Annotated in this window: 12 protein-coding genes and 6 tRNA genes; 7 read left to right on the top strand and 11 right to left on the bottom strand. The window is 62.7% G+C overall.

The window, feature by feature from the left end; translation table 11 throughout:
- Window positions 1-84 precede the first annotated feature (84 nt).
- Both RIN61_RS15140 and RIN61_RS15135 read right to left on the bottom strand, forming a co-directional pair.
- Window positions 85-160 (bottom strand) — tRNA-Thr (locus tag RIN61_RS15140).
- Between the two features lie 71 nt (window positions 161-231).
- Window positions 232-642 (bottom strand): pilin, encoded by a 411-nt coding sequence (locus tag RIN61_RS15135; RefSeq protein WP_112251903.1) that lies wholly within the window; start codon window positions 640-642, stop codon window positions 232-234.
- Between the two features lie 215 nt (window positions 643-857).
- On the opposite strand from RIN61_RS15135, the gene RIN61_RS15130 reads away from it, so the two are divergent.
- Genes RIN61_RS15130 through yacG form a run of 4 tightly spaced genes read left to right on the top strand, consistent with a single transcriptional unit; the run spans window position 858 to window position 3,755 of the window.
- Window positions 858-2,066: a type II secretion system F family protein gene (locus tag RIN61_RS15130; protein ID WP_313852631.1), complete on the top strand. Its 1,209-nt coding sequence runs from the start codon at window positions 858-860 to the stop codon at window positions 2,064-2,066.
- A gap of 2 nt (window positions 2,067-2,068) precedes the next feature.
- A complete protein-coding gene (locus tag RIN61_RS15125) occupies window positions 2,069-2,935 on the top strand; it encodes a prepilin peptidase (RefSeq protein ID WP_313852629.1) in 867 nt (288 codons plus the stop codon).
- Window positions 2,935-3,558, top strand: a complete 624-nt coding sequence (gene coaE, locus RIN61_RS15120) for a dephospho-CoA kinase (RefSeq protein ID WP_112251900.1) — start codon at window positions 2,935-2,937, stop codon at window positions 3,556-3,558. Before RIN61_RS15125 ends, coaE begins: the two co-directional genes overlap by 1 nt.
- Complete coding sequence (gene yacG / locus RIN61_RS15115) at window positions 3,555-3,755, top strand: DNA gyrase inhibitor YacG (protein ID WP_003260624.1); 201 nt, start codon at window positions 3,555-3,557, stop codon at window positions 3,753-3,755. The genes coaE and yacG overlap by 4 nt, the downstream gene beginning before the upstream one ends.
- A gap of 260 nt (window positions 3,756-4,015) precedes the next feature.
- Here yacG and RIN61_RS15110 read toward each other — a convergent pair whose 3' ends face one another.
- The gene (locus RIN61_RS15110; RefSeq protein WP_112251899.1) at window positions 4,016-4,699 is read right to left on the bottom strand and encodes an energy-coupling factor ABC transporter permease; all 684 of its coding nucleotides are present in this window, start codon (window positions 4,697-4,699) and stop codon (window positions 4,016-4,018) included.
- A gap of 156 nt (window positions 4,700-4,855) precedes the next feature.
- Between RIN61_RS15110 and RIN61_RS15105 the strand changes: the two genes are divergently transcribed.
- From RIN61_RS15105 to RIN61_RS15095, 3 genes are all read left to right on the top strand, one after another.
- A complete protein-coding gene (locus RIN61_RS15105) occupies window positions 4,856-5,485 on the top strand; it encodes a DUF1780 domain-containing protein (RefSeq protein ID WP_013970766.1) in 630 nt (209 codons plus the stop codon).
- A gap of 133 nt (window positions 5,486-5,618) precedes the next feature.
- Entirely contained in the window at window positions 5,619-5,792 is a 174-nt protein-coding gene (locus RIN61_RS15100; protein ID WP_013970765.1) for a DUF3094 family protein, read from the top strand.
- An 84-nt stretch (window positions 5,793-5,876) separates the two neighbouring features.
- Window positions 5,877-7,172 (top strand): NAD(P)/FAD-dependent oxidoreductase, encoded by a 1,296-nt coding sequence (locus RIN61_RS15095; RefSeq protein ID WP_025337608.1) that lies wholly within the window; start codon window positions 5,877-5,879, stop codon window positions 7,170-7,172.
- A 170-nt stretch (window positions 7,173-7,342) separates the two neighbouring features.
- Here the strand turns inward: RIN61_RS15095 and RIN61_RS15090 are convergent.
- The 8 genes from RIN61_RS15090 to rluD form a co-directional block, all read right to left on the bottom strand.
- Window positions 7,343-7,418 (bottom strand) — tRNA-Lys (locus tag RIN61_RS15090).
- Between the two features lie 5 nt (window positions 7,419-7,423).
- Window positions 7,424-7,500: transfer RNA gene (locus RIN61_RS15085), tRNA-Pro, on the bottom strand.
- Between the two features lie 46 nt (window positions 7,501-7,546).
- Window positions 7,547-7,622, bottom strand: a tRNA-Lys gene (locus tag RIN61_RS15080).
- 6 nt (window positions 7,623-7,628) lie between these two features.
- Window positions 7,629-7,705, bottom strand: a tRNA-Pro gene (locus RIN61_RS15075).
- A 4-nt stretch (window positions 7,706-7,709) separates the two neighbouring features.
- A tRNA-Asn gene (locus RIN61_RS15070) sits at window positions 7,710-7,785 on the bottom strand.
- A gap of 465 nt (window positions 7,786-8,250) precedes the next feature.
- Window positions 8,251-10,815: an ATP-dependent chaperone ClpB gene (clpB, locus tag RIN61_RS15065; RefSeq protein ID WP_112251897.1), complete on the bottom strand. Its 2,565-nt coding sequence runs from the start codon at window positions 10,813-10,815 to the stop codon at window positions 8,251-8,253.
- A gap of 250 nt (window positions 10,816-11,065) precedes the next feature.
- Window positions 11,066-11,806 (bottom strand): peptidoglycan editing factor PgeF, encoded by a 741-nt coding sequence (pgeF, locus tag RIN61_RS15060; protein WP_313852623.1) that lies wholly within the window; start codon window positions 11,804-11,806, stop codon window positions 11,066-11,068.
- Window positions 11,803-12,765: a 23S rRNA pseudouridine(1911/1915/1917) synthase RluD gene (rluD, locus tag RIN61_RS15055; protein WP_313852621.1), complete on the bottom strand. Its 963-nt coding sequence runs from the start codon at window positions 12,763-12,765 to the stop codon at window positions 11,803-11,805. Before rluD ends, pgeF begins: the two co-directional genes overlap by 4 nt.
- Window positions 12,766-12,840: the final 75 nt, after the last annotated feature.

The following is a 12,840-nucleotide window of genomic DNA, read 5'->3' as shown; positions in this document are numbered from 1 at the left end:
GAGGGTCGTGGAAACGAAAAACCGGCCAGAAGGCCGGTTTAGAGGGCTTCCAAAGCATTCTGCGGAATGCAGTGGAGCTGGATGTGGTGCCGGAGACAGGAATCGAACCTGCGACCTTCGCGTTACGAGTGCGCTGCTCTACCGACTGAGCTACACCGGCGTGTAGCGCAACGTACCACTGCTCGCACCCGTTACGCAAACCCCTGTTTCCGCTAGTTTATTGCCCTACCCTCAAGGCGCCTTGCACCCCTTCGGCGCCAGGTCTTCCTCGATGTCGGTCGTACACGCCCACCCGGTAGCCGAACGTGTCAGGGTCAGGGCCTTGCCCAGCACAGTAGCCGGTGCATCCACCAGCGTGCACACGATACTCCCGGTGCCATCCGCCGCCTTGCCGCTAGCCGTGATCGCACAGTGCGCCGTCGCCGGCTGGCCACCCAGCTCGGCCACGCCCGCCACGTCCTTGCCGTCATTCAACCGCAGGTCCATCGCGGTCTTCAGCGCGCTGATCTCCAGCAACCCGGCCGCAGCCTTGGAGCGTGACTGGTGGTTGGTGTACATCGGTAAGGCGATGGTCGCCAGAATGCCGATGATCGCGACAACGATCATCAGTTCGATCAGGGTGATACCGCGTTGCCCTTTCATGAACGTTTCCTTTTTGATACGGGTACTCGTTGAGGTCAGGCTCGACCCCGGCTGGCAGCGGCGCAGTAGGCCTGAACAGACACCTTTTGTCACCCCTGCCCGCTCGGGCGTCGTCTTCGCTGAACTACTCTAGTGAGCATCACGGACGCGCGCCCTTGCATGGACGCGGCAAGCTGTTTCCAGGCTTGTCGCACGGGCAGGAAAAGGACCTTTGCATGACCCAATCCACACTCCTCTACTCCTGGCACGGCACCGATGCCAACGGCACGCCGGTCAGTGGCCAAACGCCCGGGCGCAGCCCGGCCTATGTGCGGGCCGGGCTGATCCGCCAGGGCATCAAGGTCGCCAGCTTGCGGCCTGCCGGTGGGCTTAAGTTCAGCTTGCCAAAGCGGCGGGAAAAGGCCGACCCGGCGGGGTTCAGCCGGCAACTGGCGACCTTGCTCAAGGCCGGGGTGCCGTTGTTGCAGGCGTTCGAGGTGATGGGGCGCAGTGGCTGCGATGCGGCGCAGGCGGCATTGCTGGATAGATTGAAACAGGATGTGGCCTCGGGCCTGGGGCTGGCGGATGCGTTGCAGCGCCACCCGGGGTGGTTCGATGGGCTGTACTGCAACCTGGTGCGGGTGGGTGAGCAGTCCGGCACGCTCGACCGGCAGCTGGAACAGCTGGCGGGCATGCTGGAGCAGCGTCGGGTGCTGCACAAGAAGGTGCGCAAGGCGATGATCTACCCGCTGATGCTATTGCTGACGGGGCTGGGGGTTTCGGCAATCCTGTTGCTGGAGGTGATTCCGAAATTCGAGAGCATGTTCTCTGGCATGGGCGTGGCGTTGCCGGCATTTACCCAATGGGTGATCGACTTGTCCACAGGGCTGAGCCGGTTTGCCCCGCTGCTGCTGGTGATGGCCGTGGTACTGGGTTTTGCCATGCGCCAGCTCTACCGGCAGCATGCGCCAGCGCGCCTGTGGATATCTCGCCGGGTGCTGGGCTTGCCGGTGTTCGGCACGCTGCTGGGGCAGGCGGCGCTGGCGCGCTTTGCGCGTAGCCTGGCAACGTCCTATGCCGCCGGTGTGCCGTTGCTGGATGCGCTGGGCACTGTGGCCAGGGTCAGTGGTGGCGACCTGCATGAGCAGGCGGTGTTGCGGCTGCGTCAGGGCATGGCCAATGGGCAGGGGCTGCACCAGGCGATGGCCGCCGAGCCGCTGTTTCCGCCGCTGCTGGTGCAACTGACGGCCATCGGCGAATCCAGTGGCACGCTGGACCAGATGCTGGAAAAAGCCGCCAGCCACTACGAGGAACAGGTCGGCCAGGCGCTGGACCAGTTGACCAGCCTGCTGGAGCCGGCCATCGTGCTGGTCCTGGGCCTGCTGGTGGGCGGCCTGGTGGTGGCGATGTACCTGCCGATCTTCCAGTTGGGTAGCTTGATCTGAACATGACTTTATGGACTTTGCTGGCTGAGCAGCCGGCGTATTTTCTCACCCTGGCCACGGTGCTCGGCCTGCTGGTGGGCAGCTTTCTCAATGTGCTGGTGTACCGCCTGCCGATCATGCTGGAGCGGCAATGGCAGCGTGAGGCGCAGGAAATGCTGGAGTTGCCGATCACGCCGCACGAGCGTTTCGACCTGTGGCTACCTGCCTCGCGCTGCCCGCATTGCGCGCATCGAATTCGCGCGTGGGAGAACATTCCGGTCATCAGCTACCTGGCCTTGCGCGGGCGTTGTTCAGCCTGCAAAACCCGCATCAGCCCGCGCTACCCGTTGGTGGAGGTGGCCAGTGCGCTGCTGTCGCTGGTGGTGGCCTGGCGCTTTGGTGTTTCGCCCGAGGCCTTGCTGGCGTTGCCACTGACCTGGTGCCTGCTGGCCCTGAGCCTGATCGATGCCGAACACCAGTTGCTGCCGGATGCGCTGGTGCTGCCGCTGCTGTGGCTGGGGCTGATCGTCAACGCCTTCGGCCTCTACGTCCCGCTGAGCAGTGCGCTGTGGGGCGCGGTGGCCGGGTACCTCAGCCTGTGGACGGTGTACTGGGTGTTCAAGCTGGCCACTGGCAAGGAAGGCATGGGCTATGGCGACTTCAAGCTGATGGCGCTGATCGGGGCCTGGGGTGGCTGGCAGGTGTTGCCATTGACCTTGCTGTTGTCATCGGTGGTCGGGGCGCTGGCTGGGCTGTGCCTGCTGCGTCTGCGCCGCCATGCCATGGGCACGGCGATCCCGTTCGGGCCTTATCTGGCGATTGCGGGGTGGATTGCCGTGCTCTGGGGTGATGAAATATACGCTTCATACACACAACTGCTTGGATTCTGATGACCACTGCGGCCTTTACCCCCTGGATTCTCGGCCTGACCGGCGGCATTGGTAGCGGCAAGAGCGCCGCTGCCGAGCGTTTCGTCGAGCTTGGCGTGCACCTGGTCGATGCCGACCAGGCGGCGCGTTGGGTCGTCGAGCCTGGCCGCCCTGCCCTGGCCAGCATCGTCGAGCGCTTCGGCGCCGGTGTGCTGCAGGCGGACGGCCAACTCGATCGTGCCGCCCTGCGCCAGCTGATCTTCGCCGACCCGGCGCAGCGCAAATGGCTGGAGCAATTGCTGCACCCGCTGATCGGGCAGGAAATTTTCAGCTACCTGGCCAAGGCGGAGTCGCCGTATGCGGTTTATGTGTCGCCGCTGCTGATCGAGTCGGGCCAGTACCAGAAAACCCAGCGGGTGCTGGTGATCGATGCGCCGCAGGAGCTGCAGGTGGCGCGTACCCTGGCGCGTGACAACACCAGCGCCGAGCAGGTGCAGGCCATTCTCAAGGCCCAGCTGGCCCGCGAGGAGCGCCTGCGCCATGCCGATGATGTGGTGGTCAATGACGGCGACCTGGCCGCGCTGCATGAGCAGATTGACCGCCTGCACCACTTTTACCTGACTTTACGAGGAGGCCAGCCATGAGCCAGCCATTGACCGTCGATTGCCCGACCTGTGGCGCACCTGTGGAATGGAACGAGAAAAGCCCGTTCCGGCCATTTTGTTCGGACCGTTGCAAGCTGATCGACCTGGGGGCCTGGGCGGCTGAAGAGCACAAGATTCCAGGGGCGGAAGAGTCCGAGGATGAGCTGTATTCTGGGGACTTGGAGCCGCGGCATTGAGCTGATAGCAAGGTGCCCTTCAGGGCCCTTTCGCGGGTAAACCCGCTCCCACAGGTATTGCACCAGCCTTGAAAACCGCAGGGTCCCTTTCAGAGCGGGTTTCACCCGCTCCCACCGGTATTGCATCAGCCTTCAAAACCGTAGGGTCCCTGTCAGAGCGGTTTCACCCGCTCCCACAAATATTGCACCAGCCTTGAAAGCCGCGCGGTCCCTGTGGGAGCGGGTTCACCCGCGAAAGGGCCGGTACAGCCATCACAAATTCACCGCTCATCCTCCTTCCACGGCGCCTGCAGATACCGCGTGCGGTTGAAGGTTTCCAGCCACTCCGGGCAAAACACCACCAGCGCACTGATCACCGTGCCGTTGATGAACGCTTCGGGGAACATCATCAGCCACAGGTAGCCGACAAAATCGCTGAGCCACTCCGGCATGGCGAAGCGCCCGTCCAGCCACAACAGCCCCAGCGCGGTCGACAGGCAGGCCAGTACGGTCAATGCTGCCGGGAAGAACCCTGAACAGAAGATATACACAAACAGGTTCCGCGGCTGGGCGCGCTCGACCCCTATTGCGCACGCCTCGGCTATCAGCACCGGCAGGCCAACCAGCAACAGGCCATTCACCCCCAGCGCCGCCAGGTCGTGGCGCCCCAGCAACAGCAAGCCTAGCTGGGCCATGAACCCGCCAAGCACCGCCAGTGGCCAGTCCAGCAACAGCGTGACCGCCGTCATGCCAATGAAGTGGTACGACACCCCGGTATCGAAATCGCGCCGCACCAACCACAACGCAAACAGGCAGAACACCGTGCCAAACAGCAGATGCTGGCGGCGCCGGTCAGTGAACAGCTCAACCCAGCGCACCTGGCTGGCCGCCCAGATCAGCAACGGCACATAACCCAGCCAGCCAAGCGTAAGGGTGGTGCCGGACAACACCTGCGCGCTGATCACCTGATGAATGCCCCTTGCTACCTTGTGGATAAAGCCGAGTCTACACCCATTCTCCGTTTCATCTGGCAGGGGTCCCGCAACAGTGCCCCGGTGCCGGGCTGATTTCTGCGCACAAACAGCATCTTATCGTCATCGATTAACGTCTAAGCTTGTCCCATGGATGACTCAGACTACCTGCGCCTGCTTACTATCCAGGCCGAACAAGCCAATGCCTTTCTCTCCAACGCCCGCAAGTGGGAACGGGAGCGTTGGGTGTGCCAACGCCTGTTGCAGGGGCTGAACATCCCCTACCGCAGCGAGGACTTCACCCCGGCCGGGCAAGAACCGCCAGATGTGCTGTTCCGCGATGCGGCCTTCGAGGTGTTTTTCGTGCTCGACGAGGGCCGCCGGCTAAATGATGAATGGCGCGAAGAGCTGCAGCGCCGGCGCAGTGCGTTCTCCCTGGCGCAGCTGGTACGCCGCGAAGCGCGCCCGCGGCGCATCAGTGCCACCGAGCTGCTGGGGCGCCTGGCGCCGACCTTGCGCAAGAAGGCGCACAACTACCGGGAACGCGGGCTGGAGCTGAACGAGCTGGACATCATTGCCTTCGCCAGCCTCAAGCGCGAAGTGCTCGACCTCAACACCCATTTTCCGCCGCCCACCGAATACCTGCGCCAGGGCTGGCGCTCGCTGTCGCTGGTCGGGCCAACCTTCGCCCGGGTGCTGTTCGCCCACCCCGATGCGCCGGACTTCCTGCGCGGTAACCTGGGCCGCAGCATTGTTTTCGACGTGGGCATCAGTCTTTGATCCAGTGCAGCGAGTGTTTGCGATGGCGTAAACTCGGCGCCAGCTATAGAAAGCCTTATCATTTGTTTCATGCGCTTGCGTGAACACTGTAGCGTTTACGCAGTCACAAACGTCTACCTGACGAGGCCCCACCATGACCAGCCGCCTGAATCCGGAAGATCAGCGTCGTGTCGATGAGTATCTGCGAGCCCCCCAGCACCAAGTCGAGCGCCGGCCCTTCCGGCCGTGGCTGCTCCTTGTGCTGGTGGTGGCCGTGACCATCGGGTTGGGTCTCATCAGCCGCCTGCTCAGTGGACTGGTGCTATGAGCCGCTTCGCGCTCGCCCTCCCCTCGTGCAGTTTGCGGCCGGCCCCCGGGGCCACGAATTCCGTAAACCTTATGAGATATCCCAATGACTCATCGCATCGTGATTGTCGGCGGCGGCGCCGGCGGCCTGGAACTGGCGACCCGCCTGGGTAAAAGCCTGGGCAAGCGCAAGCAGGCCGAGATCACCCTGGTCGACGCCAACCTCACGCACATCTGGAAGCCACTGCTGCACGAAGTGGCCGCCGGCTCGCTCAACTCCTCGGAAGACGAACTGAACTACGTGGCCCAGGCCAAGTGGAACCACTTCAACTTCCAGCTGGGTCGCATGAGCGGCCTGGACCGTGAAGGCAAGCAGATTCAACTGGCCGCCACCCTCGATGAAGAGGGCCGCGAGCTGCTGCCTGCGCGCACCCTGGGCTACGACACCCTGGTGATTGCCGTGGGTTCCAACACCAACGACTTCGGTACCCTGGGCGCGGCGCAGCACTGCTTGTTCCTCGACACCCGCAAGCAGGCCGAGCGTTTCCACCAGCAGTTGCTCAACCACTACCTGCGTGCCCATGCCGGTGATGTGGCGAGCGAGAAGATCAGCGTGGCCATCGTCGGTGCCGGTGCCACCGGTGTGGAACTGGCAGCCGAGCTGCATCACGCGGCCCACGAACTGGCGGCCTATGGCCTGGACCGCATCCAGCCCAAGGACATGCACATCACCATTATCGAAGCGGGCCCGCGCGTGTTGCCGGCACTGCCAGAGCGCATCAGCGTGCCGGTGCACAAGACCCTGGAAAAACTCGGGGTGAAGGTGATGACCAACGCCGCAGTCAGTGAAGTGACCGAGGATGGGCTGAAAACCAAGGACGGTGAAGTGATCCAGGCCAGCCTGAAGGTGTGGGCGGCCGGTATCCGTGCGCCGGGCTTCCTCAAGGACATCGATGGGCTAGAAACCAACCGCATCAACCAGCTGGTGGTGCGCCCTACCCTGCAGACCACGCGCGATGACAATATCTTTGCCTTCGGCGACTGCGCTGCCTGCCCGCAACCGGGCAGCGACCGCAACGTGCCGCCACGGGCACAGGCGGCGCACCAGCAGGCTTCGATGCTGGCGCAGAGTTTGAAAGCGCGGCTGGAGAACAAGGCGTTGCCGACCTACGAGTACAAGGACTATGGCTCCCTGGTGTCGCTGTCGCGCTTCTCGGCGGTGGGCAACCTGATGGGTAACCTGATGGGCAGCGTGAAGCTGGAGGGTTGGCTGGCGCGGATGTTCTACGTGTCGCTGTACCGGATGCACCAGATGGCGTTGTATGGGTTCTTCCGTACGGCGTTGATGATGCTGGGTAGCAAGATTGGTCGGGGTACCGAGCCGCGCCTGAAGCTGCACTGACAGGCGCCAGCATGCCCTGTGGGAGCGGGTTTACCCGCGAATGCGATGGTGAACCTGCTGACGCATTCGCGGGTGAACCCGCTCCCACAGAGGATTGTGTGGGCCCCAAGAGCGCATCTTAATTTCGAGGCAAAAAAAAGGGCATCTCATGCGAGATGCCCTTTTTTTCATGGTGGGTCGTGTAGGATTCGAACCTACGACCAATTGGTTAAAAGCCAACTGCTCTACCAACTGAGCTAACGACCCGGAAATGGTCGGGGTGAGGGGATTCGAACTCCTGACATCCTGCTCCCAAAGCAGGCGCGCTACCGGACTGCGCTACACCCCGTGATACTTAAAGAAAAAGGGCATCTCGCTGAGATGCCCTTTTTACATGGTGGGTCGTGTAGGATTCGAACCTACGACCAATTGGTTAAAAGCCAACTGCTCTACCAACTGAGCTAACGACCCGGAAAATGGTCGGGGTGAGGGGATTCGAACTCCTGACATCCTGCTCCCAAAGCAGGCGCGCTACCGGACTGCGCTACACCCCGAGATTGGCTCCGCGACCTGGACTCGAACCAGGGACCCAATGATTAACAGTCATTTGCTCTACCGACTGAGCTATCGCGGAACTGAACTTCGGTACATCTTTACAGCTTCGAAGCTTGTGTTAGCTTCGGTCTCTTTGGCTATCCGCTTTCGCGTTACAGCTGCTGAGGCCGGCTATTCTACATTCTTCGTTTTGCTTGTCAACCACTTTTTTTCATTCAACTTACTGATTTGTAAGTTGTTTTGCGGTCACCGGTATTGCTGGTGATTCGCTTAGTGCCTGACAACGCGGCGTATATTAGGGTCACTCGATTTTAGATGCAAGCAAAAAATTCAAAAATTTCAGCAAGTTATCCAGAAAGCCTGAAAAGCCTTGGTTTCGCGGGGCCTGTGCTGGCCTCTTCGCGGGTAAACCCGCTCCCACAGGTGCTGCGCAAGCCTCGAGGCTGTCGGTATTCCTGTGGGAGCGGGCATGCCCGCGAAGAGGCCAGCACAGGAAAACAGGCAAAAAAAAGCCCCGCAGATGCGGGGCTCATGGTGAAACAGATCAGCCAAAGACGATTTCGTCGCCTTCCACCTTGGCAGTAATCGCCGTCCCCGGCATGAACTTGCCTGCCAGGATCAACTGCGCCAACGGGTTTTCGATCCAGCGCTGGATCGCCCGTTTCAGCGGCCGTGCGCCGTACACCGGGTCGTAACCCACGGCAATCAGCTTGTCCAAGGCCTCCGGGCTCAGGCTCAGCGACAGTTCGCGCTCCAGCAGTCGGCTGCGCAGGCGGCCCAGCTGGATTTCGGTAATGCCGGCAATCTGCTCGCGGCCCAGTGGCTCGAACACCACCACTTCGTCGATACGGTTGATGAACTCCGGACGGAAGTGCGCACCCACCGCATCCATCACCGCCGCACGCTGTGCCTCGCGGTCCCCCACCAGTTCCTGGATCTGCGCCGAGCCCAGGTTGGAGGTCATCACGATCACGGTGTTGCGGAAGTCCACGGTGCGCCCGTGGCTGTCGGTCAGGCGGCCGTCTTCCAACACCTGCAGCAGTACGTTGAACACATCCGGGTGGGCCTTCTCCACCTCGTCCAGCAGCACCACCGAGTATGGCTTGCGCCGTACTGCCTCGGTCAGGTAACCGCCCTCTTCATACCCTACATAGCCTGGTGGGGCACCGATCAGGCGAGCCACGGAATGCTTCTCCATGAACTCGGACATGTCGATGCGCACCATCGCCTCTTCAGTGTCGAACAGGAACTCGGCCAAGGCCTTGCACAGCTCGGTCTTGCCCACCCCGGTCGGGCCGAGGAACAGGAACGAACCACTTGGCCGGTTCGGGTCGGACAGCCCGGCACGCGAACGGCGCACGGCGTTGGCCACGGCGGTTACCGCCTCGCCCTGGCCGATCACGCGCTGGTGCAGCAGCTCTTCCATCTTCAGCAGTTTCTCGCGCTCGCCTTCGAGCATCTTGGCCACCGGGATACCGGTCCACTTCGACACCACTTCGGCAATTTCTTCCTCGGTTACCTTGTTGCGCAGCAACTGGTTCTCGGTCTTGCCGTGCTGGTCGACCATCTGCAGGCTGCGCTCCAGGTCCGGGATCACCCCGTACTGCAGCTCGGCCATGCGGCTCAGGTCGCCTTTGCGACGGGCGGTTTCCAGCTCCTGGCGGGCCTGCTCGATCTTTTGCTGGATCTGCGCCGAGCCCTGCACCTCGGCTTTCTCGGAGGCCCAGATTTCTTCCAGGTCGGCGTACTCACGCTCCAGCCGGTCGATTTCCTCGGTCAGCTTCTCCAGGCGCTTTTTCGCCGCTTCGTCTTCTTCCTTCTTCAGCGCCTGCGATTCCACCTTCAGCTGGATCAGGCGACGGTCGAGGCGGTCGAGCACTTCCGGCTTGGAGTCGATCTCCATGCGGATGCGGCTGGCCGCTTCGTCGATCAGGTCGATGGCCTTGTCCGGCAGCTGACGGTCGGTGATGTAGCGGTGGCTGAGCTTGGCCGCGGCAATGATGGCGCCGTCGGTGATGGCCACCTTGTGGTGCACTTCATAGCGCTCTTTCAGGCCACGCAGGATGGCGATGGTGTCTTCCTCGCTCGGCTCCTCGACCAGCACCTTCTGGAAGCGGCGCTCCAGGGCTGCGTCCTTCTCGATGAACTGGCGGTACTCGTTCAGCGTGGTGGCGCCAACGCAGTGCAGCTCGCCACGGGCCAGGGCCGGCTTGAGCATGTTGCCGGCGTCCATGGCGCCCTCGCCTTTGCCGGCGCCGACCATGGTATGCAGTTCGTCGATGAACAGGATGATCTGGCCTTCCTGTTTGGAAAGCTCGTTCAGCAGGCCTTTGAGGCGCTCTTCGAACTCGCCGCGGTACTTGGCACCGGCAATCAGCGCGCCCATGTCCAGCGCCAGCAGGCGCTTGCCCTTGAGGCCGTCGGGCACTTCACCGTTGATGATGCGCTGGGCCAGGCCTTCGGCGATGGCCGTTTTACCTACGCCAGGCTCACCGATCAGCACCGGGTTGTTCTTGGTACGGCGTTGCAGCACCTGCACGGTACGGCGGATTTCGTCGTCACGGCCGATCACCGGGTCCAGCTTGCCTTCTTCGGCGCGCTTGGTCAGGTCGACGGTGTACTTGTCCAGCGCCTGGCGCGACTCCTCGGCGTTGGCATCGTTGACAGCCGCGCCGCCACGCAGGTTGTTGATGGCGTTTTCCAGGGCTTTCTTGCTTACGCCCTGGCCCAGCAACAGCTTGCCGAGCTTGCTGTTCTCGTCCATGGCGGCCAGCAGCACCAGCTCGCTGGAAATGAACTGGTCACCCTTCTGCTGGGCCAGGCGGTCGGCCTGGTTGAGCAGGCGCGCCAGGTCCTGCGACATGTTCACGTCGCCAGTGGGGTTCTGGATTTTCGGTAGCTGGTCGAGTTCTTTCACCAGCGCCTGGCGCAGGCTGTTGATGTCGAAGCCAACCTGCATCAGCAGCGGCTTGATCGAACCGCCCTGCTGCTCGAGCAGTGCCTGCAACAGGTGCACGGGCTCGATGGCGGGGTGGTCCATGCCAACGGCCAGGGATTGGGCATCGGATATTGCAAGCTGCAGCTTGCTGGTCAAACGGTCTATTCGCATGGGGTACCTTCCTTTAAAGGGCAGGTCGGAGCGATGGACAGCGCCTGTTTATGAAGAAACCTGCCTGAGATGACCTTATAGATAAGGCTGATTCTGGAAGATTCAAGCGTAGCGGGGTTGACCCGAGTCAACCTGTTGGATTAGTGGGGGGCCATTCGCGGGTGAACCCGCTCCCACAGGATCCTCACAGACCTTGAGAGCGATGCAGTACCTGTGGGAGCGGGTTTACCCGCGAAGAGGCCCCTACAGGCTAGCGCGGCTCCAGCCACACCAGTGAAGCAAAGCGCCCACCCTGCGGGGTACGGCGATAGGAGAAGAACCGCTCATCGCTGACCGTGCACAAGCCACCGCCATAGACAGCAGTAACCCCACGCGCCGCCAGCCGAATACGCGCCAGCTCATAGATGTCGGCCATCAACTTGCCCGGCCGGGCACCATCGACAAAGGCCCTGGCCGCTTGCGGGTGCACCGCCGTAAAGGCATCGCGCACCTCCAGCCCCACTTCGAACGCCTGCGGGCCAATCGCCGGCCCCAACCACACCAGCACCTCTTCAGGCGGCAGTGCCAGGCGATCCAAGGTGGCCTCCAGCACACCACCGGCCAACCCGCGCCAGCCAGCATGCGCCGCCGCCACGCGGGTACCGGCCCGGTCGCAGAACAGCGCAGGCAGGCAATCGGCAGTCATCACAGTACAGGCAATGCCGGGCTGGTCGGTCCAGCTGGCGTCGGCCTCGGCCACCACGGCCGGGTCGGCATCCGCCACCACCAAACCATGCACTTGCTTGAGCCAGGCCGGCTGGATGGCGAATTCGTCGCTCAGGCGGCGACGGTTCTCGGCCACCGCGGCAGGGTCGTCCCCTACATGGTCGCCAAGATTGAAGGCTTCATAGGGCGGCAGGCTTACGCCGCCCTGGCGGGTGGTGACACAGGCGCGCACCGAGGCCGGGGCCGGCCAGTCGGGGAACAGCAGCGACTGCGTCAGGCCACTCATCCGATAAAGCTCTCGCGGTCCTGGTTCAGCAGCGACAGCAACCAGACGAAGTCGTCCGGCAGCGGCGATTCCCACTTCATGACTTCACCGGTAATCGGGTGGGCCAATGCCAGGAAGCGCGCATGCAGTGCCTGGCGCGGGAAGGTTTTCACCGCCTCGACCATGGTCGGGCTGGCTGCCGGCGGAATGCGGAAGCGCCCGCCGTACGTCTGGTCGCCGACCAACGGGAAGCCAACGTGAGCCATGTGCACGCGAATCTGGTGGGTACGGCCGGTTTCCAGCTTGACCCGCACGTGGGTGTGCGAGCGGAAGCGCTTGAGTACACGGTAGTGGCTGACCGCCGGCTTGCCGCCGTCGGTAACCGCCATGCGCTGGCGCATGCCGCCATGGCGGCCGATCGGGGCATCGATCTTGCCGCCGGCAGTGACCACGCCAATCACGATGCACTCGTAGATGCGGCTGACCTTGCGCGCCTGCATCTGCTCGACCAGCCGGGTCTGCGCCTGCAAGGTCTTGGCCACTACCATCAGGCCGGTGGTGTCCTTGTCCAGGCGGTGGACGATACCGGCGCGCGGTACGTTGACGATGTCAGGCACGTGGTGCAGCAGTGCATTGAGCAAAGTCCCGCTGGCATGCCCGGCGGCCGGATGCACAACCAGCCCGGCAGGCTTGTTGATCACCATGATATGGTCGTCTTCGTAGACGATATCCAGCTCGATATCTTCGGCGACCCACTCGCCCTGGGCCTCTTGCTCGGCCTCAAGGACAAGTTGCGAGCCACCATGGACGAGGTCTCGAGGGCGCGCCACGGCACCATCGACCGTCAGGCGGCCTTCTTTGATCCACGAAGTCAGCCGGGAACGCGAGTACTCGGCGAACAATTGGGCGGCGACCTGGTCGAGGCGTTGACCGCCCAGTTCGGACGGGACCTCTGCGCTAAGTTGAATGATCTCGGACATGCTCGATTCGGCGGGCGCACAGCCTTTGGTTTCGGCTGCGAGCTTGTGGTTAAATACGACTTCTTTTGTCCCGGG

It is taken from the genome of Pseudomonas inefficax (assembly GCF_032164165.1).
GTDB classification, from domain to species: domain Bacteria; phylum Pseudomonadota; class Gammaproteobacteria; order Pseudomonadales; family Pseudomonadaceae; genus Aquipseudomonas; species Aquipseudomonas inefficax.
The sequence above is the reverse complement of the archived record's forward strand: the minus strand, read 5'-3'. Positions and strand labels throughout refer to the sequence as shown.

Excerpts from the sequence above, each read along its gene's own strand:
- coaE (WP_112251900.1), top strand. The coding sequence starts at position 2,935 with ATGACCACTGCGGCCTTTACCCCCTGGATTCTCGGCCTGACCGGCGGC.
- RIN61_RS15100 (WP_013970765.1), top strand. The coding sequence starts at position 5,619 with ATGACCAGCCGCCTGAATCCGGAAGATCAGCGTCGTGTCGATGAGTAT.
- clpB (WP_112251897.1), bottom strand. The coding sequence starts at position 10,815 with ATGCGAATAGACCGTTTGACCAGCAAGCTGCAGCTTGCAATATCCGAT.
- RIN61_RS15135 (WP_112251903.1), bottom strand. The coding sequence starts at position 642 with ATGAAAGGGCAACGCGGTATCACCCTGATCGAACTGATGATCGTTGTC.
- RIN61_RS15105 (WP_013970766.1), top strand. The coding sequence starts at position 4,856 with ATGGATGACTCAGACTACCTGCGCCTGCTTACTATCCAGGCCGAACAA.
- rluD (WP_313852621.1), bottom strand. The coding sequence starts at position 12,765 with ATGTCCGAGATCATTCAACTTAGCGCAGAGGTCCCGTCCGAACTGGGC.
- RIN61_RS15130 (WP_313852631.1), top strand. The coding sequence starts at position 858 with ATGACCCAATCCACACTCCTCTACTCCTGGCACGGCACCGATGCCAAC.
- pgeF (WP_313852623.1), bottom strand. The coding sequence starts at position 11,806 with ATGAGTGGCCTGACGCAGTCGCTGCTGTTCCCCGACTGGCCGGCCCCG.
- yacG (WP_003260624.1), top strand. The coding sequence starts at position 3,555 with ATGAGCCAGCCATTGACCGTCGATTGCCCGACCTGTGGCGCACCTGTG.
- RIN61_RS15095 (WP_025337608.1), top strand. The coding sequence starts at position 5,877 with ATGACTCATCGCATCGTGATTGTCGGCGGCGGCGCCGGCGGCCTGGAA.
- RIN61_RS15125 (WP_313852629.1), top strand. The coding sequence starts at position 2,069 with ATGACTTTATGGACTTTGCTGGCTGAGCAGCCGGCGTATTTTCTCACC.